This is a genomic window from Pseudomonas sp. GG8 (assembly GCF_052976945.1).
In genome coordinates, this window is sequence record NZ_JBRIIP010000001.1 from 5,075,365 (window position 1) to 5,101,285 (window position 25,921).

Annotated in this window: 23 protein-coding genes; 9 read left to right on the forward strand and 14 right to left on the reverse strand. The window is 57.9% G+C overall.

What is annotated here, in order from left to right:
- Positions 1-39 precede the first annotated feature (39 nt).
- The 4 genes from gltP to ACVBEG_RS23915 form a co-directional block, all read right to left on the reverse strand.
- Positions 40-1,371 (reverse strand): glutamate/aspartate:proton symporter GltP, encoded by a 1,332-nt coding sequence (gene gltP / locus ACVBEG_RS23900; RefSeq protein WP_219063277.1) that lies wholly within the window; start codon positions 1,369-1,371, stop codon positions 40-42.
- Between the two features lie 556 nt (positions 1,372-1,927).
- Positions 1,928-2,092: a DUF1328 domain-containing protein gene (locus tag ACVBEG_RS23905; protein ID WP_322177197.1), complete on the reverse strand. Its 165-nt coding sequence runs from the start codon at positions 2,090-2,092 to the stop codon at positions 1,928-1,930.
- 61 nt (positions 2,093-2,153) lie between these two features.
- The gene (locus tag ACVBEG_RS23910) at positions 2,154-2,435 is read right to left on the reverse strand and encodes a hypothetical protein (RefSeq protein WP_322177196.1); all 282 of its coding nucleotides are present in this window, start codon (positions 2,433-2,435) and stop codon (positions 2,154-2,156) included.
- Between the two features lie 208 nt (positions 2,436-2,643).
- Positions 2,644-3,492, reverse strand: coding sequence for a BON domain-containing protein (locus ACVBEG_RS23915; protein ID WP_322218760.1), 849 nt, complete (start codon positions 3,490-3,492; stop codon positions 2,644-2,646).
- 229 nt (positions 3,493-3,721) lie between these two features.
- Between ACVBEG_RS23915 and algB the strand changes: the two genes are divergently transcribed.
- Positions 3,722-5,068, forward strand: coding sequence for a sigma-54-dependent response regulator transcription factor AlgB (gene algB / locus ACVBEG_RS23920; RefSeq protein WP_322177194.1), 1,347 nt, complete (start codon positions 3,722-3,724; stop codon positions 5,066-5,068).
- A gap of 10 nt (positions 5,069-5,078) precedes the next feature.
- Positions 5,079-6,866: a KinB sensor domain-containing domain gene (locus ACVBEG_RS23925; protein WP_322177193.1), complete on the forward strand. Its 1,788-nt coding sequence runs from the start codon at positions 5,079-5,081 to the stop codon at positions 6,864-6,866.
- A 10-nt stretch (positions 6,867-6,876) separates the two neighbouring features.
- Here the strand turns inward: ACVBEG_RS23925 and ACVBEG_RS23930 are convergent, their stop codons facing one another.
- From ACVBEG_RS23930 to ACVBEG_RS23960, 7 genes are all read right to left on the reverse strand, one after another.
- Positions 6,877-8,490, reverse strand: a complete 1,614-nt coding sequence (locus ACVBEG_RS23930; protein WP_407074611.1) for an EAL domain-containing protein — start codon at positions 8,488-8,490, stop codon at positions 6,877-6,879.
- Between the two features lie 87 nt (positions 8,491-8,577).
- Complete coding sequence (locus ACVBEG_RS23935) at positions 8,578-9,354, reverse strand: N-acetylmuramoyl-L-alanine amidase (RefSeq protein ID WP_322177192.1); 777 nt, start codon at positions 9,352-9,354, stop codon at positions 8,578-8,580.
- Between the two features lie 113 nt (positions 9,355-9,467).
- Entirely contained in the window at positions 9,468-11,558 is a 2,091-nt protein-coding gene (locus ACVBEG_RS23940; RefSeq protein ID WP_447108360.1) for a diguanylate cyclase, read from the reverse strand.
- On the reverse strand, positions 11,555-12,433 hold the full coding sequence (locus tag ACVBEG_RS23945) for an endonuclease/exonuclease/phosphatase family protein (protein WP_322177190.1): 879 nt from the start codon (positions 12,431-12,433) through the stop codon (positions 11,555-11,557). The genes ACVBEG_RS23940 and ACVBEG_RS23945 overlap by 4 nt, the downstream gene beginning before the upstream one ends.
- Before the next feature lie 12 nt (positions 12,434-12,445).
- On the reverse strand, positions 12,446-13,087 hold the full coding sequence (gene dsbA / locus ACVBEG_RS23950) for a thiol:disulfide interchange protein DsbA (RefSeq protein ID WP_322177189.1): 642 nt from the start codon (positions 13,085-13,087) through the stop codon (positions 12,446-12,448).
- A gap of 197 nt (positions 13,088-13,284) precedes the next feature.
- Positions 13,285-13,911, reverse strand: coding sequence for a c-type cytochrome (locus tag ACVBEG_RS23955; RefSeq protein WP_322177188.1), 627 nt, complete (start codon positions 13,909-13,911; stop codon positions 13,285-13,287).
- 46 nt (positions 13,912-13,957) lie between these two features.
- Positions 13,958-14,248 carry a c-type cytochrome gene (locus ACVBEG_RS23960; RefSeq protein ID WP_322177187.1) on the reverse strand — a complete coding sequence of 97 codons (291 nt, stop codon included), beginning with the start codon at positions 14,246-14,248 and terminating at the stop codon, positions 13,958-13,960.
- A gap of 190 nt (positions 14,249-14,438) precedes the next feature.
- Here ACVBEG_RS23960 and yihA point away from each other — a divergent pair, with 190 nt between their 5' ends.
- On the forward strand, positions 14,439-15,083 hold the full coding sequence (yihA, locus tag ACVBEG_RS23965; protein ID WP_322177186.1) for a ribosome biogenesis GTP-binding protein YihA/YsxC: 645 nt from the start codon (positions 14,439-14,441) through the stop codon (positions 15,081-15,083).
- 298 nt (positions 15,084-15,381) lie between these two features.
- On the opposite strand, the gene polA is transcribed toward yihA, so the two are convergent.
- Positions 15,382-18,144, reverse strand: a complete 2,763-nt coding sequence (gene polA / locus ACVBEG_RS23970) for a DNA polymerase I (protein WP_447108361.1) — start codon at positions 18,142-18,144, stop codon at positions 15,382-15,384.
- A gap of 74 nt (positions 18,145-18,218) precedes the next feature.
- Between polA and ACVBEG_RS23975 the strand changes: the two genes are divergently transcribed.
- The gene (locus ACVBEG_RS23975) at positions 18,219-18,509 is read left to right on the forward strand and encodes a DUF2782 domain-containing protein (protein ID WP_322177184.1); all 291 of its coding nucleotides are present in this window, start codon (positions 18,219-18,221) and stop codon (positions 18,507-18,509) included.
- 37 nt (positions 18,510-18,546) lie between these two features.
- Entirely contained in the window at positions 18,547-19,497 is a 951-nt protein-coding gene (locus tag ACVBEG_RS23980) for a homoserine kinase (RefSeq protein ID WP_322218757.1), read from the forward strand.
- 90 nt (positions 19,498-19,587) lie between these two features.
- Here ACVBEG_RS23980 and ACVBEG_RS23985 read toward each other — a convergent pair whose 3' ends face one another.
- Positions 19,588-20,511: a zinc ABC transporter substrate-binding protein gene (locus tag ACVBEG_RS23985; protein WP_322177182.1), complete on the reverse strand. Its 924-nt coding sequence runs from the start codon at positions 20,509-20,511 to the stop codon at positions 19,588-19,590.
- A 66-nt stretch (positions 20,512-20,577) separates the two neighbouring features.
- Between ACVBEG_RS23985 and zur the strand changes: the two genes are divergently transcribed.
- The 4 genes from zur to ACVBEG_RS24005 are packed head-to-tail and all read left to right on the forward strand — an operon-like array spanning position 20,578 to position 23,392.
- On the forward strand, positions 20,578-21,060 hold the full coding sequence (zur, locus tag ACVBEG_RS23990) for a zinc uptake transcriptional repressor Zur (RefSeq protein ID WP_322177181.1): 483 nt from the start codon (positions 20,578-20,580) through the stop codon (positions 21,058-21,060).
- Positions 21,060-21,857: a zinc ABC transporter ATP-binding protein ZnuC gene (znuC, locus tag ACVBEG_RS23995; RefSeq protein WP_322177180.1), complete on the forward strand. Its 798-nt coding sequence runs from the start codon at positions 21,060-21,062 to the stop codon at positions 21,855-21,857. The genes zur and znuC overlap by 1 nt, the downstream gene beginning before the upstream one ends.
- Entirely contained in the window at positions 21,850-22,638 is a 789-nt protein-coding gene (gene znuB, locus ACVBEG_RS24000) for a zinc ABC transporter permease subunit ZnuB (protein WP_322177179.1), read from the forward strand. Before znuC ends, znuB begins: the two co-directional genes overlap by 8 nt.
- 37 nt (positions 22,639-22,675) lie before the next feature.
- Positions 22,676-23,392, forward strand: a complete 717-nt coding sequence (locus tag ACVBEG_RS24005) for a PA5502 family lipoprotein (RefSeq protein WP_322177178.1) — start codon at positions 22,676-22,678, stop codon at positions 23,390-23,392.
- A gap of 92 nt (positions 23,393-23,484) precedes the next feature.
- Here the strand turns inward: ACVBEG_RS24005 and katE are convergent, their stop codons facing one another.
- Positions 23,485-25,764, reverse strand: a complete 2,280-nt coding sequence (gene katE / locus ACVBEG_RS24010; RefSeq protein ID WP_447108487.1) for a catalase HPII — start codon at positions 25,762-25,764, stop codon at positions 23,485-23,487.
- Between the last annotated feature and the right edge of the window lie 157 nt (positions 25,765-25,921).

Here is a 25,921-nt window from a genome sequence, read left to right on the forward strand (position 1 = left end):
CCCGGAAATCCGGGGTTTGTCAGTGCGGCGCGTCAGTGATCAGTCAATGACGGTTTCACCCGCTGGCAGCGGCTCTTTGCTGCGCCAGTGCGGAAGGGAGTTCCAGTAGCGCTCGCCCTTGGCATCGTCATACATGCCTTCCCAGCGCGAGATCACCAACACCGCCAAGGCATTGCCGATCACGTTCAGCGCCGTACGGGCCATGTCCATGATCCGGTCGACACCGGCGATAAAGGCCAGACCTTCCAACGGAATACCCGCGCTACCCAACGTTGCCAGCAACACCACGAAGGACACGCCCGGCACGCCCGCGATCCCTTTGGACGTGACCATCAGGGTCAAGACCAGCATCAATTGCTGCCCTATCGACAGGTCAATGCCATAAAGCTGAGCAATGAAGATCGCCGCAATGCTCTGATACAGGGTCGAGCCATCAAGGTTGAACGAGTAGCCGGTTGGCACCACGAAGCTGCAAATAGCCTTGGGTGCGCCGTAGGCTTCCATCTTCTCGATCACACGCGGCAGCACGGTCTCGGAGCTGGCGGTGGAGTAGGCGAGGACCAGCTCATCTTTAAAGATGCGCATCAGCTTGATCACCGAGAACCCGAACAGGCGGGCAATCAGACCCAGCACCATGAAGGCAAAAAAAGCGATGGCGAAGTAAACCAGGATCACCAGCTTGGCCAGCGGCAGCAGGGACGCAAAACCGAAGTTAGCGACCGTGACCGCGATCAAGGCAAACACACCTATCGGGGCGTAGCTCATGATCATATGGGTAACTTTGAACATGCTTTCCGAGACGCCCTGAAACATCTTTACCAGCGGCTCACGCAGGTCTGATTGCAGGCTGGACAAGCCGAGGCCGAACAATACCGAGAAGAAGATGATCGGCAGCATGTCACCGCGAGCGATGGCGGCGAAGATGTTCGACGGGATCAGGTTGAGGATGGTCTCTATGAACGCATGCTCGTGCCGCACCTCGGAGGCCGTCTGCTGGTACTTGGAGATATCGACGGTGCCCAAGGTACTCATGTCGATGCCTGTGCCCGGATGGAACACATTGGCCAACACCAGGCCTACCAGAATGGCGATGGTAGTGACGACTTCGAAATAGAGAATGGTTTTGAGGCCGATGCGTCCCAGTTTTTTAGCATCACCCACACCCGCGATACCAACGATCAGTGAAGACACCACAATCGGGATCACGATCATCTTGATCAGGCGGATGAATATGTCACCCGCTGGTTGCAGAACGTTGCTGATCCACCAGGCTTTTTCAGCACTGAAATGGTTGAGCAGTGCCCCGATTGCAATCCCCAGAACCAGACCGATGAGGATCTGCCAGGCGAGGCTCAGCTTTGCCTTCTTCATGTCATTACCCTTATATCAAGTGGCGTGGACATCCCCCATCAAGGCATTTGACTTGGCTTTTTTTGAAGGCCGCATCGAGGACAAAGATGGCTTGAGGGCTGTCCAGTAGAAGGTTTCCGCAGTTGGGCGTCCCAGCTCTTTAGCAGGCGAAAAAGGGCGCAACTATTCCGAGGACAAGACGCGACGTCTAATGCCGTAAACGCCTACCTCATGCCGAATCGGCATGAGGTACGTCAAATGAAACCCAGGTTTCAGATTGAACAAGGTCATTTACGCGGCGGGAATAAATACCGTTTTTCGGCGCCAGACTGGCTAAAGCGTCGCCTGTAGCGAAAAGAGATTTAAAAATCCAACCCGGGGCATGAGCGAATAAAAAGGTAATTCGGTATTAAAGCGGGGGAGTTTTCTGCTGGAAATTTTTAGATCGATGGTCGAAAAATAAAGCGCTCGGCAAGTCCGCGAAATTCATTTCTGAATGAAAATCACGGACTTGCATCACAGCGCTCTCCTGATTAGACCCTGATTGTGTCGCGGCATACAGGCGTGAAAAAGCGCGTCAACCTCGACCGCGACGACCGAAGAAGAACGAAGCGACAAAAAGCACCAGGAACACGATAAAGAGAATCTTCGCGATACCCGTAGCGGTGCCAGCGATACCACCGAAGCCCAATACGGCAGCGACGATAGCAATGATCAAGAACGTGATTGCCCAACTCAACATGGTGATTCTCCTTACGTTGCGTTTTTTCTTGCGTATATTTCAGGCTTCCAGGACAACATGCCTAGAACACCCAGCTTTGTGGATGAGGTCGTTCACTGACAGAGGCTTCCCCCTCGACCGGTTGCAAGCTCAGGGCAACGTCTTTCGGGGCTGCGGCGCTCACGTTGGTGTAGGTGCTGCCGGTCATGAAAGGCTGTTTGATCTGATGCACATTCCGGTGACTGTCCCAACGCTCAAATTGTTGTCCGACAATCAAAGTGACGAGCAGCGCCAGGCTGACAAACAAACCCTGCTGAATAGGCAGAGGCGAAATACGCAGTTGAGCGATACGCGGGCTGTTCATCCTGAAACTCCTCCACCTGAGTGGCTGTTCGATCTTGTTGGGCGAGCGTACTGCTCAGCCTTTGTTACGTAACCTTCTGCAGCCTGCATGCCAGCTTCTTTATCTATAAAAAACCTTACTTATCAAGTATTTAAATAAATAACAGCCGCATACTTGCAAGCATCCTGCACGACGGCCCCATGGGCATCGTGCGTTCTGCACGATGGGACTAACCCGCCGTCCGGGTGATGACTTTCAACGCGTCGGCATCAACACCGCGTACGCCACGAATATTCCGCGCGATTTCGACCGCCAGTTGTTTTTCGGCGTAATTGGCGACCACACCGCTCAGGCTGACCATGCCATCCTTGGTATCGACTTTGATGTTCAATCCATCAAGGTTACGGCTGTAGATCAAACTGGATTTAACCTTGCTGGTAATCCAGAGATCGCTGATCACTTCGCCGGCGTTAGTTGCGCCAGGCTGGACCTTGGGCACCGAGGGGTCACTGGCACTCAGGCTGATCAGGTTATTAACCTCTGTCACCCCATCGGTGTTGCTCGCCAGCCTGCCAGCCAGCTCCTTGGCTTCGGCGCTTTGGGCCTGGCCTTTAAGCGTGACCACCCCGTCTTTGCTATCCACTTGAATACTCAGCGCCTGGGTCACGCTGTTCCACAGCAGTTTTGATTTCACCGTCGCGGTGAGTGTTGCATCTTCAAAACGCTGAGCGATTTTGGCTTTAGTGCCTGGCTCAGCAGCGACATTTGGGTCTACCTCCAGCTGGTTATCGACCTTGTCTATGCCTTTGGTGTCGAGCGCTATCTGTTCAGCCAACTCACGATCAACGTCATTTTCAACCTTGCCCTTGAGCACCGCAGTCCCTTTCTCGACCGTGACGTCGATCTTGAAAGGGCTCAAATGGCGGTTAAGAGCGAACGCGGTCCAGATCGAACCTTCCTGCCGCGCCTGGGTCAGCTGAGGAGCCAGATCTTCCTGAGCGGCCTGCGCAAACATAGGGGTCAACCCCAGTACTGCGGTCGTAGCGGTGGCCAGGGCAATCTTCTTCAGCGGGTGCATAACGATTCTCCATCAATGTCTGCGCAGGTTGTTTGTGACGATAGTCGCGGGAGTGTCGCAAGCCTCGTGCCAGCACGTTTGAGACGCTAAAACGCATATAAATCAGGCCGATGACGACATCACTAACAGATAGCTACCATGCAGACCGCCGAATCAAGCAGAATTAACCATGCAACTTGCCCGATTTTTCCGGGACTAACTAAGAACAGTCTTAAAGGAGCGTAGGAATATGGACACAGCCACTGAGCATCAAGGCCGTATTCTTTTAGTGGATGACGAGTCCGCGATCCTTCGCACCTTTCGCTATTGCCTTGAAGATGAAGGCTATACCGTCGCCACCGCCAACAGCGCGGCCCAGGCAGAGGCGTTGCTTCAGCGCCAGGTATTCGACCTGTGCTTTCTGGACCTGCGCCTGGGTGAAGACAATGGCTTGGACGTGCTGGCGCAAATGCGCATCCAGGCGCCGTGGATGCGCGTGGTGATCGTCACCGCCCACTCAGCCGTCGATACCGCCGTCGATGCGATTCAGGCGGGCGCGGCCGACTACCTGGTAAAACCTTGCAGCCCGGATCAACTGCGACTGGCCACCGCCAAGCAACTTGAAATCCGTCAACTGTCCGCGCGGCTCGAAGCGCTGGAAGGTGAAGTGCGCAAGCCCAAGGACGGCCTGGACTCTCACAGCCCGTCGATGATGGCCGTATTGGAAACCGCGCGTCAGGTCGCGAATACGGATGCGAACATCCTGATTCTCGGCGAGTCCGGCACTGGTAAAGGCGAGCTGGCGCGTGCGATTCACGCATGGAGCAAACGGGCGAAGAAGTCCTGCATCACGATCAACTGCCCCTCGCTGACCGCCGAACTGATGGAAAGCGAGCTGTTCGGCCATAGCCGTGGTGCATTTACCGGCGCCAGCGAAAGCACATTGGGCCGGGTCAACCAGGCCGATGGCGGCACCCTGTTCCTCGACGAGATCGGCGATTTCCCGCTGACGCTGCAACCTAAACTACTGCGTTTCATCCAGGACAAAGAGTACGAGCGCGTTGGCGACCCGGTCACGCGTCGAGCCGATGTGCGAATTCTGGCGGCAACCAACCTCAACCTTGAAGACATGGTGCGCGATGGCCGTTTTCGCGAAGACCTGTTGTATCGCTTAAACGTCATTACCCTGAATCTGCCGCCGCTGCGTGAACGTAGCGAAGATATTCTGGCCCTCGCCGACCGGTTTCTTGCCCGCTTCGTCAAGGAGTACGCCCGTCCCGGACGCGGTTTCAGCGAAGAGGCGCGGGCAGCCCTGCTCAATTATCGTTGGCCCGGCAACATTCGGGAACTGCGTAACGTGGTCGAACGGGCCAGCATCATTTGCCCTCAAGAACGCGTGGAGGTGAGTCATTTGGGGATGGCCGAGCAGCCGACCAATAACGCACCACGGATCGGCGCTGCGCTGAGCCTGGACGAATTGGAGAAAGCCCACATCGGCGCCGTTCTGGCGACCAGCGACACGCTTGACCAAGCCGCTAAAACCCTGGGTATCGATGCCTCGACGCTGTACCGCAAACGCAAGCAGTACACGCTATGAATCTCAATTCATGAAGTTCACGATGAAGTTGCGTACCCGGTTGTTCCTGAGCATTTCGGCGTTGATCACGGTCGCGCTGCTGGGACTGCTGCTCGGGCTCGTCAGCGTGATGCAGATGGCAAAAGCCCAGGAGTCGCTGGTCCAGCAAAACTTCATCACCCTCGACTTGGGCCTGAAGTTGCGCAAGAACCTCGGCGATCAATTGGTCATGATGCTCAAAGGACAGTCCGATAGAGCCGCCGTCTTGCAGGCTCGCCAGCAGTTTCAAGCGCTGTTGGCCCAAGGCATCGAAAACGAAGCGCAAAGCAATCTGCAAAACGGTTTTACTCAGGCCCGCATCGATTATCAGCGGTTTATTCAGGATTTCGAGCAATCGCAACGTCAACCCGCCGAGGTCCGCGATAATGTCGCGCTGACTAACAGTTTCGATGTCCTGCGCAACGGGTTGATCGACGCCCATAGGCAAGCACTGGAAAACATCAATCAAACCCAGAGTACGGCCCGAGAAAGGGCTCTCTGGATTGCCGCCCTGCTGGGATTGGTGGGCATTGCCGTCTTGTGTATCGGTTTTATTACCGCCCACGGTATTGCTCAGCGTTTCGGCGCACCTATCGAGGCACTGGCCAAGGCCGCCGACAATATCGGCCAAGGCAATTTCGAGGTCACGCTGCCGATTTCTTCGGCGGCGGAAATGAACCTGCTGACTCGACGTTTCGGGATCATGGCCGAAGCCTTGCGCCAGCATCAGGCGACGAATATCGATGAGCTGCTCGCGGGTCAGCAGCGCCTGCAAGCAGTGCTTGACAGCATCGATGACGGGTTGCTCATGATTGACCGGCAAGGCCGTCTGGAGCACCTTAATCCAGTAGCCCAACGCCAACTGGGCTGGGACGAAAACCGACTCGGTCAAGGGTTGGGCGAGGCCTTGCAGCGCCCTGAGCTGGACGAACAGCTGTACCTGACGCTGCGCGGCGGAAGTCTGGATCGTGTCCCCGACGACCTGGCCATTGAGGTCGATGGCGAGTCACGGCTGCTGACCTACAGTTTGACGCCCGTCAGCCATACCAAGGGCCATATCCTTGGCGCGGTGATGGTGCTGCGCGACGTGACCGAACAACGTGCATTCGAGCGGGTACGCAGCGAGTTCGTACTGCGCGCTTCCCATGAATTGCGCACCCCCGTGACCGGCATGCACATGGCGTTCGGCCTGCTTCAAGAGCGCGTGCACTTTGCCGCGGACTCGCGTGAAGCCGACCTGCTTAATACGGTCAATGAAGAAATGCAGCGTTTGATGCAGTTAATCAACGATCTACTGAATTTCTCGCGTTACCAGAATGGTCTGCAAAAACTCAGCCTCGCCCCCTGCGCCCTTGATGATCTGCTCGAGCTGGCGCGCCAGCGTTTCGCCGAACAAGCCGATGAGCAGAATATCGCGTTGCTGGTCGAGATTCAGGAGCCGCTCCCACGCGTGAACGCCGACAAGACGCAGCTTGAGCGCGTACTGGATAACCTGTTGGATAACGCGCTACGCCATACCCCGCAGAACGGGCTGATTCGCCTGCAGGCACGGCGCCACGGCGAGCGTGTCATCGTCAGCATCGAGGACAACGGTGAAGGCATCGCTTATGGGCAGCAAGGGCGGATTTTCGAACCCTTCGTTCAGGTCGGGCGCAAGAAAGGCGGGGCAGGGCTAGGTCTCGCACTGTGCAAGGAAATCGTGCAATTGCACGGTGGCCGGATGGGCGTCTATTCGCGACCGGGGCAGGGCACTCAGTTCTACATGGCATTGCCGATCTAGGCGTGAGGTCTCAGGCCTCATCATCGTTGCGGCGGGAGAGTGTTCGCCGCCCGCCGGTAACCAGTTCGGAAAATTTGGCTGCGCTCAATGGCCGCGCAAACAGCCAGCCCTGGCCATAGCTCACGCCTTCACTGCTGAGCAGCACGGCCTGCGCTTCTGACTCTATCCCTTCGGCGATCACGCGCAACTGCAGGGCGTGAGCCATGCGAATGATGTGCGGCGCGACACCGCTGCTCGCCGCATCGTGCCCTAGCGCGTCGATGAATGCCTTGTCGATTTTCAGGCAATCCACAGGCAGGGTTTGCAGGTACGCAAGGCTGCAATAACCGGTGCCAAAATCGTCGATCAATACCTGATGGCCGACGTCGCGCAGTGCTTGCAGGTGATCGCGTGCCACCACGACATCAATCAACCCGCGCTCGGTCACCTCGAACGCAATCTGACGCGCGGCCACCCGATGCAGCGTCAGCAATCTGGCCGCTACCCGACCAATGCGTGGGGCCATGACATCACATGCGGCCAGGTTCACCGAGATGTACAAATGCGGATTCGCGCGCAATAACTGGCCTAACTGTTCCAGTAATTGTTGAAGAACAAAGTCGGTGATTTGCCGAATCTGCCCGGTGTTCTCCGCCAGTGGAATGAACAGATCCGGGCTGGTCAAACTGCCATCCGGCCGACGCCAGCGCACCAAAGCCTCGGCACCGACGCAGCGGCGACTGTTGAGATCGAATATTGGCTGATAAAGCACCTGCAATTCGCCCCGACGCAACGCGCCATGAAGCTCGCCGCCCAACGACTGGCGCTGACGCACCAATTGCAACACCAATCCACCGATGCACAGCGCAATCAGGAGACTGGCCGGGATCAGCAACCACCAGGCACCCCTCGTTTGCGGCTGTAGCCCTGTGCGCGAAGTGATGAGTACAAGCTGGTATTCCGGGCTCTGCGTGGGCATCCGGTAAATAAGCTGAGTGGGGGTGGTGACCAAGGTTTGCAGGGTGTCGGCCGACCAGTCCGGTGTCGGTGGCCATGCCTGCGCAGGCCCCAACACCGGTATGGCCCTGGCGCCTTTATCAAGCACCACCAACAGACTGCCATCGACGGGCAGATCAACCACATCGGTGAGGTGCCCCCGAGAGGTCAACACCCGGAAATCGCCTCGTCCCAGCATCAACGCAGCCAGATTGTCATCGGGCTGGGCAGACGTATTGAGCCAATAGTCATAGGTAGGCCCGCGAATATCCGGAGCGCGCGGGGAATCGACCAGGTTTTGCCCCCCCCGACTCGAACACGGCTGCGACCCACCGACAAACGAGGCGTCATACACGAACCGATAGCTGACGCTGACCTGACGCAGCAGTTCCAGCATTTGCGGGCTACAGCTGCGCAAAGGCTGGGCCTCCAGCTGATCGAGACCTTCGCGCAATTGGCCGAACATTTGCTCCAGACGCACCAAAAAGCGCTCGCCCTGAGCATTCATCTGTTCTCTTTCATCCTGCCTGGCTTGATGCATGACCAAGCCAAAGCTGCCGACTAACAACAAGACAGCACTGATCAATGCCGCCAGTAAGGCCAGCAGCCAGGGACGAAAGATCAGAGTGCGTGCAGCAGCCATCGACATCAATGTCTATCCAAATGAATATCACTGAGGTATAGCAACAACTCAGAAAATAACCTGCCCTATCAGACGGGCCGGCTGTTTTTAGCGTTAATGATTGAGCACTTGCAGGATAGCTGCACTCTGCACATCCGGCTGACCATCGAATCGCTCCGGCCGATAGTGCATCTGGAACGCCGCTAACACGTGACGTGTAGCTACATCCAGCTCGCCCGTTTGGGGAGTCACATAACCCAGCTGCGCCAACTGCTGCTGAAACCAGGTAACGCTCGGCAGGTTGTCCATCATCGACGCCTGGCGCTGAGCCACCCTCTGTGCATCCGGCCAGATACCCAGCCCTTCATCCGCAAGACGCTTCCATGGAAACAATGGGCCCGGATCGAGCTTGCGCAGAGGAGCGATGTCGCTGTGTCCAATGATGTGTCGAGGATCGATGTTATTGCGTTTGACGATGTCTTTGAGCAATACGATCAACGCCTGGACCTGGCCCTCTGTATAGGGGTACCAAAGCCTGCCAGTGGGCGTATCGCGGAAACCCGGGTTGACTATTTCGATTCCGATGGAGCTGGAGTTGAGCCAGGTTCGGCCCTGCCACTCGCTTTCGCCGGCATGCCAGGCGCGAAGGTTTTCATCGACCAGTTTGTAGACCGTGGGGCGCGACTGATCGCCGATCAGGTAATGGCTGCTGACCTCGCCATGGGTCAATAGCGCCAAGGAACGCTCCAACGACGCATTGGTGTAGTGCACGATGACGAACTGGACCCGACTGTCATGGTTGGCGGAGGGGTGACTGGTGTCGAGCTTCGGACCACTGCTGGTGCACGCGGTCAGGAAGATGAACAAAACCAAAGCGGTGAGCAATTTCATGGAAGGTCGGAACACGCATAGGCAAGTAATGCAATAGCATAACGTAATGCTGACAAAACGCTTTAGTAAAGCAGCGTTACGCAATATTTAGTCATTACTCGACACGGGGCCTGTCAGCCGCATTCGATGCGGTTTCTGCCTTCATCCTTGGCGCGGTATAACGCTTCGTCCGCTCTCTTCAACACAAACTCGCTACGCTCACCCACCCCAAAAGCAGTGATCCCCACAGAAATGGTGACCGTTACCGGCTCGCCCTTGAAGTGAAACGGGCAGGCCTCGATGGCCCTGCGCAGCTTGTCCATCAACGCCACACCATCAGGCATGGGGGTATGCGGGATCAATAGAACAAACTCTTCACCGCCAAAACGGGCGATAAAGTCGCCGGGCCGCAGACGTTTGCGCAGTTCTGTGGCGATGATCTTCAGCACCTTGTCGCCCGCCAGGTGGCCGTAGTTGTCATTGATCCTTTTGAAGTAATCGAGATCAATCATCCCCAGCAGCAGCTCATTGCCATTTTTTTGCCGAAGACCGACCTCCTGCTCCAGCCGTTCACTCCAGGCGGCACGATTGGACAGGCCCGTCAGCGGATCGACCAAGGCTTTCTGCCGCTGCTCCTCAAGGTGCACGCGAAAGCCCTGAGCCTCTTGTTCCATGGTCGCGACCCGGTTCGCCAGGCCTTGCAGCCGTGCAGCGACTTCCTGCTCCCGCTCGTCATGCTGCTGCTGATGCTGATCCATCGTGCCCAGCAGGCCCTCCAGACGATTCTCTAGGACCTGCTTGAGGCTGTTCAGGTCGGCTGCGTCCTGCACGCTGCTTTGCAGGCCATCGACCTGTTCACGCAGCTCACTTTGCATGTCGCGGGCAACAGAGCAGCTGTCGGCCTGGCCCTCACTGGCGGCCTGCAAGCTGCTCTGAAATGACTCAAGCCGCTCGTTGAGTTGCTTGAGGTACACCTCGAACTCATGCTGTCCGCTGTCCGTGATCGCCAACATCAGCACGACCAGGTCATCTAGAAGCGGCAACAATTCGTACCAGTTCAGGCCCTTGGCCAAACGTTCTCGCATCGACTGTGCTTGAGGCTGGTGACGCTCCGGCAAGGTCAGGTCGTCAAGCAGGCCCAGCAGTGTTTCTTCAATATGTGTCGCCACAGAGCTGTAAGTTGGCTCTGGAGTAGCCGGGAGGTCGTAGGTGACGTCTTGCTCGACATTCTCTTGATCGAGCTGCGGCACGCTCTCAGCCACCGGCTCAGCGGCCAGCGCGCCGCTATCGACGGCGTCTGGAAGGCGCTCAGGCAGCGCGACTGGCAATTGCTCAATCAGCTCCGGTGCGACAAACACCTCTTCGACAACGAGCGCAACCTCTGCGGCAACTGGCGCCTCGGTTGGCGCACGGGCATCAAGGACTGCAGGCGCCGCGACCGTTGGCGTCGAGCTGACAGCCGCAGGCACTGGCACCGTTATCGCGGCAGGCTCAGGCGCCTCTTCTACCGGGTCATCAACACGCTGACCGGTTGCAGGAGCGGCAGGCACGGGTGAGGCGACCTGCACCACTTGAGCGTGCTCAGGGACCTTTGTGCTTTCAATCCGCGTTTCGGCAGGCAGCATCACCGACTCGACAGACGCCAATACCGAGCCCATCGCAGCCTCGGGCATCGGCTCCGTGCCGGTATTGGCAGCCTCGCGACCACCAAACAACCGCTGCAGGAGTCCCGGCCGTGAGTTTGTCTCTTCAGAGTTTTCCAGCAGGGTCAACGCTTTGCCCTGCAACGCGCTCAATTCGGCGAGCAACAGTGGCAGTTCACGCGCCTGAGAAACGCGCTCATCCAACTGCTTGGCAAAACTCTTGAGCGGGCGACTCACCTCTCGAGGCAAGGGCAGACTCTGCAACTGGGCAACTAATGAGTTCAAGGCCGTGCCCATCTGCCCGACTCTGGTTTCGCGGCGCTGCTCCGAATCGAGCACGGCTTTTTCCAGCCGGGGGAGAAGCGCGGCGAGGGCGGCATCCATGTCATCCTTGCGAACGACCTCACGCATTTCTTTCATGCAGTGATCAACGGCGCGATCACTGCCTTCAGCGGCCAGGCTGCTGCGCACCAGGCCACGCCGCAGCAGATCGAGTCGCGCATTCCAGCGATTTTCAAGCTTTTCCTGTTGTTCGAGACTTTTCAGGTACTTTTCTTTCCAGCGTTCTGCTTCTTCGCTCATCCAAGGGTTCCACGAAGAGGCGTGCTGGCCACAGGCAGCGAATCACCCGTTAACGATGCAGGCAGGCGGATCTCCACGGCAACGGGCAAATGGTCGGAGATGGGTTGAGCCAGGACCTGCACTCGCTCCAGCGTCAGGCTGGGGCTGAGCAAAATATGATCAAGACAGCGCTGAGGGCGCCAACTGGGGAACGTCGCTTCGATCTGCGGCGCCAACAGGCCCAAGTCCCGAAGCGGTGAGTTTTCCAGCAAGTCGGTGGCATGAGTGTTCATGTCGCCCATCAACACCTGGTGGCGATAATCACCAATCAACTCGCGAATGTAAGCCAGTTGCCGGGTGCGAACGCGTGCGCCCAGTGCCAGGTGCATCATCACCACGATCAATGCTTCCGGACCTTCGCCAAAACGGACCAGGATGGCCCCGCGCCCGGCAGGACCTGGCAACGGGTGATCTTCTATCGCCCACGGCCGCAAACGGCTGAGCACACCGTTGCTGTGCTGGCCAAAACGCCCGAGGTTACGATTGAGTTGCTGATACCAGTACGGGAAGGCCCCGAGCTGGGCAAGGTGTTCGACTTGATTGATATAACCTGATCGCAGGCTGCCACCATCGGCCTCCTGCAGCGCGACCAGATCGAAGTCGCCGAGCAGATCACCGATCTTTTGCAGGTTGCCTGCTCGCCCGGTATGCGGCAGCAGATGCTGCCACCCGCGCGTCAGGTAGTGCCGGTACCGCTCGGTGCTGATACCGACCTGAATGTTGAAGCTGAGCAAGCGCAACCGACCATCGGCCGGCAAGCCGCTTGTTTCCAGGTGGTCTTCGTTGACATGCGCATCGTGCCTGCCAACAACGCGTTCTGTTCCCCAGCGTCGCATGGCTAACGCCTCTTATTTGCCAGCAACAGCAGCGCGCTCTTTGGCGATCAACTGGTCGGCGACTTGCAATGTTTGCTCAGGACCGCCAGCAGAACCCAGGTCAAAGCGGTATTTGCCGTTGACGATCAGGGTTGGAACGCCAGTAATTTCATACTTCTTGGCCAGTTCTTTTGCTGCTGCGATTTGGCCCTTGATCGCGAAGGAGTTGAATGTGGCCAGGAACTTGTCCTTGTCAACGCCTTGAGTCGCGACGAATTCAGCCATTTCGTCTGGAGTGGTCAGTTTTTTGTGTTCTTTCTGGATGGCATTGAACACGGCAGAGTGAACCTTGTTTTCAACGCCCATGGACTGCAGGGTCAAAAACAATTGGCCGTGAGCGTCCCACGGGCCGCCGAACATGGCGGGGAGACGCACGAAGTGCACATCGGCAGGCAGTTTTTCTGCCCATGGGTTGATGGTCGGCTCGAAGGCATAGCAGTGTGGACAGCCGTACCAGAACATTTCAACTACTTCGATCTTGCCAGGCTCGGAAACAGGAACAGCGCTGCTCAGCTCGACATACTGTTTACCGGCTTCGATAGGCTCGGCAGCCTGAGCGGTCATCCCGAACAGGCTGGCGGTAACGAGAGCGGCGCTGAGAATCAAATTACGCATGCTTTACTCCTGGGCAAATAAAGTCGCCTTGGCGCGACCAGTGTTGGACCGGGCGGACAGGCTTGAGTTCGCTAGTGTAACGCTGGCAGCCACGAAAAAGGGCAGCCGTAGCCACCCTTTTTGACCCTGCGTCCATGCAGGAGAGCCTCAAATCATTGCGAAAAGTGTAAGCCGTTCGCAGACTGATCAGGCCGCGATCAATGCAGACCTTGAATGTAGGCCGACAGCGCTGCGATGTCCTTGTTGCTCAGCTTCGAAGCAATGGTACGCATTACCATGGTATCGCCGTCGTTGGTGCGATCACCTTCACGGAACGAGGTCAGCTGTTTTGCCACGTAAGTAGCGTGCTGACCACCCAGGTGCGGGAAGCCGGCAGCCACGTTACCTGCACCATTGGGTGAGTGGCAACCGAGGCAGGCAGGCATGCCCTGTTCCAGTTTACCGCCACGGAACAACGCTTCGCCTGCAGCAACCAACTTCGGATCAGCAGCACCTACGCTGCCTTTCTGGCTGGAGAAGTAAGCTGAAATATCAGCCAGGTCCTGGTCTTGCAGGTTGGTCAGCAGACCGGTCATTTCCAGGACCGTACGCTTACCATCCTTGATGTCATGCATTTGCTTGAGCAGATAGCGCTGCCCCTGACCTGCCAATTTCGGAAAGTTAGGCGCCATACTATTGCCGTCCGGGCCATGACAAGCGCCACACACAGCCGCTTTTGCCTGACCGGCAGCAGCGTCGCCAACAACACCGGTAACAGCACCGGCGGCCTGGGCCATACCAGAGATGCCCAAGGTCAACAGCAGACTCACGATTAATTTGTTCATCAGCTAATCCAACTACGGCTAAGGGTGAAAGAGTTATGTATCGGGGTTACTCGCTCATCCACTGGATGATTGCGCGGTAATCCTCGCTACTGCAGTCCATGCACAATCCACGCGGCGGCATTGCCTTGAAACCCTGGGTAACGTGTTGCACCAGCGTATCCATACCCTGCAACAGTCTAGGCGCCCAAACTGCCCGGTCGCCAGGTTTCGGCGCCATTGGCAGTTGACCGGCATGACAAGCCACGCAAGCACGGTTGTACATAGCTTCCGGATCCTGTGTAGCCTGAGCGCTGAAAAACGGCATCAAGACACCGGCAGCTAGCAGCCATTTCTTCATAAAACGACCTTTTCAGGGTTGGGAACGTGCTGCGTTCTAATGCGCAATTCAAACCACTCGTTCCCGTGAACTTCATCCTACGGTGGGACAAAGCGCACACAAAATCTGCGGCATTATATACTGGCGCTACTGAAACGGAAACGACACTGCTTGCCGCGCTCTTGCCGGCACCGCCCTCATCGGAAATCCCATGCAACTCAAGAACCCCATCCTCGGCCTGTGCCAACAGGCAACTTTCATGCTCAGCGCGGCCAAAGTCGATCAATGTCCCGACGACGAAGGCTTTGAAGTGGCCTTCGCAGGACGTTCCAACGCCGGTAAGTCGAGCGCACTGAACACCCTGACTCACGCCAGCCTGGCCCGTACATCGAAGACTCCAGGGCGTACACAGCTGCTGAACTTCTTTAGTCTCGACGATCATCGTCGCCTGGTGGACTTGCCCGGTTACGGCTACGCCAAGGTGCCAATCCCGCTTAAATTGCACTGGCAGCGTCACCTGGAAGCCTATTTAGGCAGCCGCGAAAGCCTCAAAGGTTTGATTCTGATGATGGATATCCGTCATCCAATGACCGATTTCGACCTGCTGATGCTCGATTGGTCCGTCGCCAGCCACATGCCTATGCATATTCTGCTGACCAAAGCCGACAAGCTGACGTACGGCGCAGCGAAAAATGCCCTGCTCAAAGTGCAGGCCGAAATTCATAAAGGCTGGGGCAATGCAGTGAGCATCCAGTTATTTTCAGCCCCTAAGCGCATGGGCCTGGAAGACGCCTACACTGTATTGGCGGGATGGATGGAGCTGGCGGACAAGGGTGCCGAGCCGTCTGCAACGTAAAATCGCAGGCAAAAAAAACCCCGGACTTCTTATGGGGAGGGGGAAGTTCGGGGTTTAAGATCCAGACCATTAGGGCGTGGTCCAGATATCTGCCAACACTTAACACAACATTAGGAGCTTGAAGGGCTTCACACCCATTCCCAATCTCTGACTGGGAATTCTCCGATTTAGTTCCTGAGCATCTAGATGCGGTTCGCTATAGCGGTGCTTCATTTCAGGAATAAGCTGAGAAACCGGGGCGAAACACCTGCTGGACTGCGACTTTAAGTCGCAGTCCAGGCACGTTTATTCAGCACAATCAGTGTGCTTCGTCCCAGTTGTTGCCAACACCTACTTCGACGAGTAGCGGCACATCGAGTTTAGCTGCCCCACTCATGTAGTGCCGAATCTCCTCACGCACCTGCTCAACGAGGTCTTCGCGCACTTCCAGCACCAATTCATCGTGGACCTGAAGAATAACCCTGGCATCCAGACCGGAGTCAGCCAGCCATCCATCGACCGCAATCATGGCTTTCTTGATAATGTCGGCTGCAGTGCCCTGCATAGGCGCATTGATCGCAGTACGCTCCGCACCTTTGCGCAAGGCCTGGTTCTTGGCATTGATATCCGGCAGATAGAGCCGACGGCCGAAAAGAGTTTCTACAAAGCCCTGCTCGGCCGCTTGCGCGCGCGTGCGCTCCATGTAATCCAGCACACCGGGATAGCGCGCAAAATAGCGGTCGATATACGCCTGCGACTGTTTGCGGTCGACACCGATCTGTTTCGCCAGACCAAACGCACTCATGCCGTAGATCAAACCGAAATTGATCGCCTTGGCCTTGCGGCGCATGTCGGTGGTGACGTCCTCCAACTCGACGCCAAACACTTCGGCAGCCGTCGCACGGTGCACATCCAGGTTGTTGCGGAAGGCATGCAGCAACCCTTCGTCCTTGGCCAGGTGCGCCATGATTCGCAGCTCGATCTGCGAATAGTCGGCGGCCAGCAGCTTGTAGCCCTTGGGCGCGACGAAAGCCTGACGAATCCGGCGCCCTTCGGCCGAGCGGATCGGGATGTTCTGCAGGTTAGGATCACTGGACGACAAGCGCCCGGTCGCCGCAACCGCTTGATGGTAGGACGTATGAACGCGCCCGGTGCGTGGGTTGATCTGCTCCGGCAAACGGTCGGTGTAGGTACTCTTCAGTTTGCTCATGGAGCGGTACTGCATCAGCACTTTAGGCAGCGGGTAATCCAGCTCAGCCAACTCGGCCAACACCGCTTCTGCGGTAGACGCCTGGCCTTTGGCCGTTTTGCTGAGGACCGGAAGACCGAGCTTTTCGTACAAAATGACCCCGAGCTGCTTGGGTGAGCCGAGGTTGAACTCCTCGCCGGCGATAGCAAACGCCTCTCGCTCCAGGGCGATCATTTTCTCGCCCAGTTCGACGCTCTGAATACCCAACAATTTGGCATCGACCAACGCACCCTGACGCTCTATTCGCGCCAACACCGGTACCAATGGCATTTCGATGTCGGTGAGTACCGGCACCAGGCTTGGTGTAAGGGCGAGCTTTTCCATCAGGGCTTCATGCAACCGCAGGGTTACATCCGCGTCTTCGGCGGCAAAGTGCGCGGCTTGCTCCAGCGCGATCTGATCGAAAGTCAGTTGTTTCACGCCCTTGCCGGCAATGTCTTGCAGGCTGGTGGTCGTGTGGCCCAGGTATTTGAGGGCCAGGCTGTCCATGTCGTGCCGGGTCGCAGTGGAGTCGAGCACATAGGATTCGAGCATGGTGTCGAACGCCAGGCCCCGCACGGTGATACCTTGGCGCTGATCACCGCCAATGGCGCAGTTGGCGAGGATGTTGATATCGAACTTGGCGTGCTGACCGACCTTGACCTTCCCGGGGTCCTCAAGCAGCGGCTGAAGCGCCCTGAGCACGGTGTCTCGATCCAATTGCTGGGGCACGCCCATGTATGAGTGGGTCAGCGGGATATAAGCCGCTTCGTTGGTCTTGACCGCAAACGACATGCCGACCAACTGCGCCTTTTGTGCGTCCGGACCGTTGCTCTTGGTGACGAAGGCAAACAGCTTGGCGTCGCTCAACTTCTTCAACCAGGCCTCGAACTGATCCTGTTCAAGAATGGTTTCGTAGCGCGCTTCGGTGACCACCGGCTCCTGTGCAACGACGATTTCCTCACCGGCGCGCTTGGCTTCGCGCTGCAATTCGTCAATCCAGCTTTTGAACTCCAGTTCGGTGTACAGCTCGACCAGCTTCTCGCGATCCGGTTCGCCGCAGTGCAGGGCGTCCAGCTCGACGTCCAATGGCACGTCGATTTTGATCGTCGCCAGCTCGTAGGACAGGAACGCCATGTCCTTGTGCTCTTCAAGCTTGGCCGACAGGGTTTTCGCGCCACGAATCGGCAGTGCGGCAACCTTGTCCAGGTTTGCGTACAGCTCGACAAGACCACCGCCGATACCGACCAACAGGCCGACCGCGGTTTTTTCGCCAACACCGGGCACGCCCGGAATGTTGTCGACTTTGTCCCCCATCAGCGCCAGATAATCGATGATGTGTTCAGGACCGACACCAAACTTCTCTTTCACGCCAGCCACATCCAGCACGCTACCGGTCATCGTATTGACCAAGGTAATGTGCCCATCGACCAGTTGCGCCATGTCCTTGTCGCCGGTAGAGATAATCACCGGGCGGTTGGCGGCCGCGCTGCTGCGGGCCAGCGTACCGATCACGTCATCGGCCTCGACGCCTTCGACGCAGAGCAGCGGGTAGCCCAGACCTTTGACGCAGGCGTGAAGCAAATCGACCTGCACCCGCAGATCGTCGGGCATGCTTGGGCGATTAGCCTTGTATTCGGCAAACAACGCATCGCGGAACGTGCCGCCTTTTGCGTCGAAAACCACGGCAAACGGGCTTTCAGGATACTGCCGACGCAGGCTTTTGAGCATGTTCAGCACACCCTTGACCGCCCCCGTAGGCAATCCCCTGGACGTAGCGAGTGGCGGTAGCGCGTGAAAGGCACGGTAAAGATATGAAGAACCGTCCACCAGGACGAGGGGTGCTTGGTTCATGAGCAAGATCAACCTTTTCAGCGGGGTCGGCGCTAGAATGCGAGGACCAATGACGACAAAAGGACAAGGTTATCATGCGCACAACAAATCGCCTGTTGCTGGCCAGCCTGTTGGCACTTTGCCCGCTGGTTGCAGTTGCTGCTGACACTGGGGCTCCTTCTGCGGATCCAGACGTTACCATCCGCACCGAAGGCGACAAAACCATTCAGGAATACCGCCAGAACGGGTTTCTTTACGCAATCAAGATCACACCCAAAGGCGGTAAACCGTACTTTCTAGTACGCTCCGATGGCACTCAGGCCAACTTCATTCGTTCGGACCAACCGGACATGCTGATTCCCGAATGGAAAATCTTCGAGTGGTAGTGCCTAACATTCACTTTGTTTACTGGCAGTCTTGACCATGTCCGTATTTACCCCCCTGGCTCGACCTGAGCTGGAAACGTTTCTCGCCCCTTATGGGCTTGGCCGTCTACATGATTTTCAGGGCATTGCTGCCGGCAGCGAGAACAGCAATTTCTTCGTCAGCCTGGAGCAGGGCGAGTTCGTCCTGACCCTGGTTGAGCGCGGGCCAGTCAAGGATCTACCGTTTTTCATCAAGCTGCTCGACGTACTGCACGACGCCAATCTGCCGGTGCCTTACGCCCTACGCACCACCGACGGCCACGCATTACGCGAGCTGGCGGGCAAGCCGGCACTGCTGCAGCCAAGGCTCCCGGGCAAACACGTTAGCGAACCGAACACCCAGCATTGCGTACAGATCGGCGAATTGCTGGGGCATTTGCATCTGGCCACGCATGAGCATGTGCTGGAGCGCAAGACTGATCGGGGGCTGGACTGGATGCAGGCCGAAGGCGCGACGTTGATGCCGCACCTGGACACGACGCAAAGCGCACTGCTGCAGGCGGCACTTGAAGAGTTCGAACGGCTCGCGCCGAGAATCATGGCCTTGCCACGCGCCAACCTGCACGCCGACCTGTTTCGCGACAACGCCTTGTTCGAAGGCACGCACTTGACCGGGCTGATCGATTTCTACAACGCCTGCTCCGGGCCAATGCTTTACGACCTGGCCATTGCCCTCAATGACTGGTGCTCTGAAGAAGACGGTCAGATCGACGGTGCGCGCGCCCGTGCCTTGCTCGGTGCCTACGCCGGTTTGCGTCCGTTCACCGCCGGCGAAGCCGAACTGTGGCCGACCATGCTGCGCGTAGCCTGCGTGCGTTTCTGGCTGTCACGCCTGATCGCGGCGGAATCCTTTGCCGGGCAGGACGTACTGATCCATGACCCTATGGAGTTTCAGCAACGTTTGGCCCAGCGCCAGCACGTGCATACGCCGCTGCCGTTCGCCCTGTAGTCAGCGGCGTACGCTTCACGAATGAGTTCGCTCTCAATCTGTGGGAGCGAACTCACTCGCCTGAAAAGCAATGACTCAGACACCGCCCCATCAAAGCGACTCCAGACACCCTGCCAAATCATTACCCAGCTTTTCCACCATCTGCTCATAACCCTGAGCGGTGGCAGGGGTGTAGCCGCCCAATCCATCGAGTTCCGCCAGTTTGACCGGCAGCCCCGCAGTCAGGGTTTCGGCCAGACGCGGACGCATCGGCGGCTCGCTGAACACGCAGGTCTTGCCCACTTCGCTCAACCGCGCGCGCATGGCGGCAACATGCTGCGCGCCGGGCTGCACTTCAGCGGCGACGCTGAACACCCCCGTATGCTTGAGACCGTAGGCATCCTCGAAGTAATCGAATGCTTCATGAAACACGAAGAACGGTTTTCCTGCGACGTCCGCAACCCGCGCCTTTACCCGCGCATCCATGGCGTCGAGGCGTTCATCGAACACCTTCACATTGCTTTTATAGCGCGCCGCGTTGGTGGGGTCGGCCGCACTTAAATCAGTGGCCATACGCGCAGCGATCACCCGCGCATTGACCGATGACAGCCATAAGTGGGCATCCAGACTGCCGGGGCGATGGTCGTGGTCATGCTCGGCGGGATCGGCAGCCTCATGGGACTGGCTGTCCGCCGCGAAGTGACGCAGGCGCAACTCCGGCAACGATTGCACCGTCACCACCGGCAGCGTTCGGCTTTGCAACACACGAGGCAGGAAGCTTTCCAGGTCTGGACCGATCCAATAAAACAAATCGACTTCACGCACGCGCCGTACGTCGGACGGGCGCAAGGCGTAGTTATGCGGCGACGCACCGGGCGGCAAGAGCACCTCTGGCGAGCCCACGCCGTCCTGCACCGCAGCGGCAATCAGCTGCAACGGCTTAATGCTGGTCAGCACCCGAACCTCGGCGTGAGCGGGGCTGATCACCAGCAAACTGGCACTTAAAGCAATAAAAATGGCAAAAAGACGGAACACGATGACCACTCAAGGAGGCAGGAACAGGTAACATAATAACGTCTCTCACAAAAGTCGTCGCCGCCCATGCTCAACACACCGCTGGCCAGTCGCCCCCATGATCACTCACATTGCGTGCACACAGCGCTCTCCGAGGCTGATGCGCTGTGCGCGAGCCAAGGTCTGCGCCTGACCGCTCTGCGTCGCCGCGTGCTGGAACTGGTCTGGCAGAGTCATAAACCGTTGGGCGCCTATGACATTCTCGCGGTCCTCAGTGAAGAAGACGGCCGCCGCGCCGCGCCGCCCACCGTGTACCGCGCGCTGGATTTCCTTCTGGAAAACGGCCTCGTCCACCGCATCGCATCGCTCAACGCCTTTACCGGCTGCAATCACCCGACGCACGCGCACCAGGGCCAGTTTCTGATCTGCCGGGAGTGCCATGCCGCTATCGAGCTGCAACACCCCGCCATCAGCAAGGCAATCATCGCCGCTGCGGCGGAGGTGGGTTTCACCGTAGAAGGGCAAACGGTCGAAATTGTTGGCCTGTGTTCGGGCTGCAAGGCGGCCTGATGAGCACTGCATTGATCCGTCTCGATCAGGTCACCGTTACGTTTGCCGGGCAAAACGTGCTGGAAAACATTCAGCTCAGCGTAAAACCGGGCGAAATCGTGACCCTGATCGGGCCTAACGGCGCAGGCAAGACCACGTTGGTGCGGGCGGTTCTGGGCCTGCTCAAACCGAACTCGGGCAGCGTCTGGCGCAAACCGAAGTTGCGTGTCGGCTACATGCCGCAAAAGCTGTATGTGGACCCCACATTACCCCTGTCGGTGCTGCGCTTTCTGCGACTGGTCCCCGGCGTTGACCGGCCACGAGCGCTGGCGGCGTTGATCGAAGTAGGTGCCGAGAAAGTCATCGACAGCCCGCTGCAAGGGATATCCGGCGGCGAGATGCAGCGCGTGCTGCTGGCCCGGGCATTATTGCGTGAACCCGAGTTGCTGGTCCTTGATGAGCCCGTGCAAGGTGTCGACGTGGCTGGCCAGACTGAGCTGTACAGCTTGATCACCCGCCTGCGCGACCGCTACGGCTGCGGCGTGCTGATGGTGTCCCATGACCTGCACCTGGTCATGAGCACCACCGACCAGGTAGTTTGCCTGAACCGGCATGTGTGCTGCTCAGGCCACCCGGAGCAAGTCAGCAACGATCCGGCGTTTGTCGAATTGTTCGGCAAAAACGCGCAAAGCCTGGCGATCTATCACCACCACCACGATCACGCCCATGACTTACACGGCGCAGTGGTCGAAGAGGCTGCATCAGCGCCCGGCACGCCCCCTACTCATGTCCACGGAGACAACTGCAAGCATGGCTGACTTTTTACTCTATGCCTTGCTCGCGGGTCTGGCGCTGGCAATAGTTGCAGGCCCTTTGGGTTCGTTCGTGGTCTGGCGGCGTATGGCTTATTTCGGCGACACCCTGTCCCATGCGGCCTTGCTCGGCGTGGCATTGGGCTTTGTGCTGGATATCAGCCCGGCGCTGGCGGTTACCGTCGGTTGCCTCCTGCTGGCGATCCTGTTGGTGACGCTGCAACAGCGCCAGGCGCTGGCATCGGACACGCTGCTGGGGATTCTCGCGCCCAGTACGTTGTCACTGGGGCTGGTAGTCCTCAGCTTCATGCACAACGTTCGTATTGACCTGATGGGTTATCTGTTTGGTGACCTGCTGGCGATCAGCCCCACCGATCTGGCCTGGATTATGGGCGGCAGCGCGGCGGTACTGACGCTGATCGTCGCCCTGTGGCGACCATTGCTGGCCATTACGGTGCATGAAGAACTGGCGACCGTCGAAGGCTTACCCGTCGCGGCCTTGCGCATGACATTGATGTTGCTGATCGCGATTGTGATTGCGGTGGCCATGAAAATCGTTGGTGTCCTGCTGATCACCTCGCTGCTGATCATTCCTGCCGCCGCCGCGCAACGCCACTCACGTTCCCCCGAGCAAATGGCTTTGGGCGCCAGTGCGCTTGGCGTGGTTGCAGTCTGTGGCGGGCTGGCCTTATCGTGGTTCAAAGACACCCCGGCTGGACCGTCTATAGTGGTATGCGCCGCCGCGTTGTTCTTGTTGAGTTTTGTCCTCCCCCGGCGAGCGGTGTAGACTTGCTCGTTTTTTGCGCAATTAGAGAATCGCAGGAATGAAGCTGTTCGCCTCCCGTTATCTGCTCCTTGCCGCATTTTCCATCCTGTTGGGCGCCTGCCAAAGTGCGCCGACAGTCGAAACGCCCGCGCCTGCCGCCGCGCCCACGGGCTTTGAGCAGCTTGAGCAAAGTATCGCCAGCAGCGAACTGGCCACCGCTGAAGACCAGTTGCAGGCTCTGCAAACGCAGATGCCAGACGACCCGCGCATCGAGCAGTACCAACACCAGTTGGCAGAGGCGTACTTGAAGCGCAGTCAAATCGTCCTGCAAAAGGGCGATGTGAACGCTGCGGCCACCGCATTGAGCCGCGCCCGAGCGCTCATGCCCAAGGCCCCGGCGCTCACTAGCGGCGTGAATGGTGCAATTACCCAGGCACGCAAAGCCGAACTGGAAAAAGCCGAAGCCGAGCTGAAAGCTGCGGAAGCCAAACGTATCGCGAAGGTAATCGACCCCACCGTCGAAAGCACCACCATCGCACTTAAAATCGGCGATATGACGCAGTTACGTCGCCAGTTTGACGCGATTGCCGCAGACGTGACCGCTTTCAACTGCCAAGTGATCCTGCAAGTGCCACGCACTGATGATTACCCATGGCTGGCAACCTTGCTGACCAAACGGGTCATCAAAATCAATCCTGATTTTGAATTACAGCTGGAGCGGCAGATCGATCGCAGCCAACCTGCGCATATCGTTCTCAAACCCGCGAAACTGTAGGAGCGCGCTTGCCCGCGAAGCGGTCCCAAAAACGCTGACGGTTTATGCGATTTTGCAAGCGCGCTCCTGGAGTTACAGTCGACCGTGTGTAATCACGCCGGAACAGCCTTGGTTTTAGGCTCACGCGCCCACACCCGATGCTGGGCCATCGCCGCGAAAAACGCCTTGAACGCCTTGCTGTCATTACCGCCAACCAGCAAGCCTTCATCAGCTGACAGATGCAGCACGTCCAGCAATTGTTTTGCTTCCCCATTCAACGCAATAGCCTTGAGGTGCTTGTAGGCCTCGAGCACGAAATGCAATGCCACGCCATTGGCGCTCAGTGCTTTCACCGACTCGGCCCCGCCCGCCACAAACACCGCGTCGAAAGCGATCGACGGCATGCCTTCCATAGAAGCGTCCACCGCGAGGTGCTTGCCATCCGCCGTGGTGACTGGCGCCGAGGTAGGGCCTAGCAGCCTGGCGTGCGCACCTTCGACTTCCAGGGCCTTCTTCAGCGCAGCGATGGCAGCACCATCGACGCCGTTGGCTGCAAGGATGGCCACTTTGCGCGAAACAATAGTGCCAGACAGCAAGTTGACCTGGCTCAGCGCAGGGGATTGAGTCACCGCCGCCGCCTTTCCGGGCACGGTACCGGCAGTCGGCGCAGGCAAACCGAGGTTTTGCGCCACGCGCGCGGCCAGCTCCAGGTCGATATTGGCCAGAATCTCATTCACCTGACGCTCACGAATCCAGGTGCGCTCCACCTTGCCCAACTCAAAGCTGTAGGCCGCGATGATGTGTTCTTTCTCATGGTCGCTCATGCTTTGGAAGAACAGGGTCGCTTGTGAAAAATGGTCGGCGAACGATTCACTACGACGACGAACCTTGTGCGCTTCGAGGCGCTCTGGATAGGTCTCGAAACCCCCATCCTGAGCCCCGGGCGGCGTCTCTTTCGGCCAGCCACCGTCAATGGAGTTAGGCTCGTAAGACGCGCGCCCCTTGTCGAGGGTGGTGCGATGTTGCGCGTCACGTTGCCCGTTGTGGTTGGGTGCGACAGGGCGGTTGATCGGAATCTCGTGGAAGTTCGGTCCGCCCAGACGGCTGATCTGCGTGTCGGTGTAGGAAAACAGTCGACCTTGCAGCAGCGGATCATTGGAGAAGTCGATGCCCGGCACGATATGCCCAGGGCAGAACGCAACCTGCTCGGTCTCGGCGAAAAAGTTGTCCGGGTTGCGGTTAAGCACCATTTTGCCCAACGGCGTCACCGGCACTAACTCCTCGGGGATGAGCTTGGTCGGGTCGAGCAGGTCGAAATCGAATGTATGCTCATCCTCCTCCGCGATAATCTGCACACCGAATTCCCATTCGGGGTAATCGCCGGTTTCAATCGACTCCCATAAGTCTCGACGGTGGAAGTCCGTGTCCTTGCCAGCCAGCTTCTGCGCCTCGTCCCAGAGCAGCGAGCACACGCCAAATTTGGGCTTCCAGTGGAATTTAACGAAGCTCGACTTACCGTCCGCGTTGATCAAGCGAAAGGTGTGGATGCCAAACCCCTGCATGGTCCGCAGGCTTTTCGGGATGGCCCGGTCGGACATCGTCCACAGCACCATATGCGCCGACTCCGGCACCAGCGAAACGAAATCCCAGAACGTATCGTGAGCGGAACCGCCCGTGGGCATTTCATTATGAGGCTCGGGTTTTACCGCGTGAACGAAGTCCGGGAACTTGATCGCGTCCTGAATGAAGAACACCGGCATGTTGTTGCCGACCAGATCGAAGTTGCCTTCATCGGTGTAAAACTTCACCGCAAATCCGCGCACGTCACGCACGGTATCGCCCGAGCCACGCGGCCCCTGGACGGTGGAAAATCGCGCGAACACTGGGGTCTTTTTCCCCGGGTCCTGGAGGAAACCGGCCTTGGTCAGGGCGGCATGGTTTTCATAGGTCTGGAAGTAACCGTGCGCCGCCGTGCCCCGCGCATGCACGATGCGCTCGGGAATGCGCTCATGGTCAAAGTGGGTGATTTTTTCACGCATGATGAAATCTTCAAGCAAGGACGGACCCCGATCACCGACCTTGAGCGTGTTCTGGTTATTGGAAATTTTTACGCCCTGATTGGTGCGTAGCGCCTGCTCGGTGGCATCGGAACGGAACGGCTCCAGGCTGTCCAGCTTGGCGTTGGTATTGCCACGGTCCAGGGTGTCAGTGCCTGCCAGCTGGCTGTGGCTGACATTGGAACTGGCGCGGGTCGTGGCAGTGGTTGTGGTCTTCTTGGTAGCCATCAGACTAAAACTCCTCGGTTGCGGGTGGCCCTGGCGCGGGTTGAATCGCGGGGCCTGATCGGCAAAACCTCTCCTGGTACGGCACTCAGGAAAATCGAGACGCTTAATTACTGACTGAGACTTAAAACAGCCGTTCCGTGTTTTTCATGACCTTTGGTCTAACCAACAGGCAAACCACTCCGATCTGCCGCCACCGACCCCGTTATTGCCGTTTCGCAGGTTTGCCATCAAATAAATGCTAAGAACCTCTGGCCGGACAGGCTAA

Excerpts from the sequence above, each read along its gene's own strand:
- znuB (WP_322177179.1), top strand. The coding sequence starts at position 21,850 with ATGGCTGACTTTTTACTCTATGCCTTGCTCGCGGGTCTGGCGCTGGCA.
- ACVBEG_RS23955 (WP_322177188.1), bottom strand. The coding sequence starts at position 13,911 with ATGAACAAATTAATCGTGAGTCTGCTGTTGACCTTGGGCATCTCTGGT.
- algB (WP_322177194.1), top strand. The coding sequence starts at position 3,722 with ATGGACACAGCCACTGAGCATCAAGGCCGTATTCTTTTAGTGGATGAC.
- ACVBEG_RS23980 (WP_322218757.1), top strand. The coding sequence starts at position 18,547 with ATGTCCGTATTTACCCCCCTGGCTCGACCTGAGCTGGAAACGTTTCTC.
- ACVBEG_RS23960 (WP_322177187.1), bottom strand. The coding sequence starts at position 14,248 with ATGAAGAAATGGCTGCTAGCTGCCGGTGTCTTGATGCCGTTTTTCAGC.
- polA (WP_447108361.1), bottom strand. The coding sequence starts at position 18,144 with ATGAACCAAGCACCCCTCGTCCTGGTGGACGGTTCTTCATATCTTTAC.
- ACVBEG_RS23975 (WP_322177184.1), top strand. The coding sequence starts at position 18,219 with ATGCGCACAACAAATCGCCTGTTGCTGGCCAGCCTGTTGGCACTTTGC.
- ACVBEG_RS24005 (WP_322177178.1), top strand. The coding sequence starts at position 22,676 with ATGAAGCTGTTCGCCTCCCGTTATCTGCTCCTTGCCGCATTTTCCATC.
- znuC (WP_322177180.1), top strand. The coding sequence starts at position 21,060 with ATGAGCACTGCATTGATCCGTCTCGATCAGGTCACCGTTACGTTTGCC.
- ACVBEG_RS23905 (WP_322177197.1), bottom strand. The coding sequence starts at position 2,092 with ATGTTGAGTTGGGCAATCACGTTCTTGATCATTGCTATCGTCGCTGCC.
- ACVBEG_RS23945 (WP_322177190.1), bottom strand. The coding sequence starts at position 12,433 with ATGCGACGCTGGGGAACAGAACGCGTTGTTGGCAGGCACGATGCGCAT.
- gltP (WP_219063277.1), bottom strand. The coding sequence starts at position 1,371 with ATGAAGAAGGCAAAGCTGAGCCTCGCCTGGCAGATCCTCATCGGTCTG.
- dsbA (WP_322177189.1), bottom strand. The coding sequence starts at position 13,087 with ATGCGTAATTTGATTCTCAGCGCCGCTCTCGTTACCGCCAGCCTGTTC.
- ACVBEG_RS23930 (WP_407074611.1), bottom strand. The coding sequence starts at position 8,490 with ATGTCGATGGCTGCTGCACGCACTCTGATCTTTCGTCCCTGGCTGCTG.
- ACVBEG_RS23925 (WP_322177193.1), top strand. The coding sequence starts at position 5,079 with ATGAAGTTCACGATGAAGTTGCGTACCCGGTTGTTCCTGAGCATTTCG.
- yihA (WP_322177186.1), top strand. The coding sequence starts at position 14,439 with ATGCAACTCAAGAACCCCATCCTCGGCCTGTGCCAACAGGCAACTTTC.
- ACVBEG_RS23915 (WP_322218760.1), bottom strand. The coding sequence starts at position 3,492 with ATGCACCCGCTGAAGAAGATTGCCCTGGCCACCGCTACGACCGCAGTA.
- zur (WP_322177181.1), top strand. The coding sequence starts at position 20,578 with ATGCTCAACACACCGCTGGCCAGTCGCCCCCATGATCACTCACATTGC.
- ACVBEG_RS23910 (WP_322177196.1), bottom strand. The coding sequence starts at position 2,435 with ATGAACAGCCCGCGTATCGCTCAACTGCGTATTTCGCCTCTGCCTATT.
- ACVBEG_RS23940 (WP_447108360.1), bottom strand. The coding sequence starts at position 11,558 with ATGAGCGAAGAAGCAGAACGCTGGAAAGAAAAGTACCTGAAAAGTCTC.
- ACVBEG_RS23935 (WP_322177192.1), bottom strand. The coding sequence starts at position 9,354 with ATGAAATTGCTCACCGCTTTGGTTTTGTTCATCTTCCTGACCGCGTGC.